A 466-nucleotide genomic window follows, 5' to 3' on the forward strand; every position below is an offset into this window, starting at 1 on the left:
GGCCGGCGGGCTGCTGGGAGCGGTGGCGGCGCCCCGGCTGGCGAAGCTGACCGGCGAGGGGGCCCTGATTCCGCTGGCCAGCGTTGCCTCGGCGGTCTTCCTGGCGGCGATGCCGTTGTCGGTGTTGATGCCGGACACCGCCTCGGCACTGTTCCTGCTGATCGTCGGCGAGGCCGGCGTCTCCTTCTGCTCCCTGGTCTACAACGTGATGCAGGTGACGATGCGCCAGCGGGTCTGCCCGCCGCGGCTGCTCGGGAGGATGAACGCGTCGATCCGCTTCGTGGTGTACGGCGTGTTGCCGCTCTCCGGGCTGCTGGCGGGCCTGCTCGGCGGAACCATCGGGTTGGTGCCTACCCTGTGGATCGGTGCGGCCGGTTCCGCGCTTGCCGCGGCGCCGGTGCTGTTCTCGCCCCTGTGGGCCCTGCGGAAACTGCCGGACAGCTACGAGGGCTGACCGCCGGCCCGC

1 pseudogene is annotated in these 466 nt (G+C 71.9%); it reads left to right on the forward strand.

The window, feature by feature from the left end:
* Positions 1 to 454 (forward strand): annotated as a pseudogene (locus AC5RUJ_RS18325) (MFS transporter); the annotation flags it as partial.
* Positions 455 to 466: the final 12 nt, after the last annotated feature.

The sequence above is a fragment of the Arthrobacter sp. Y3223164 genome (assembly GCF_059091005.1).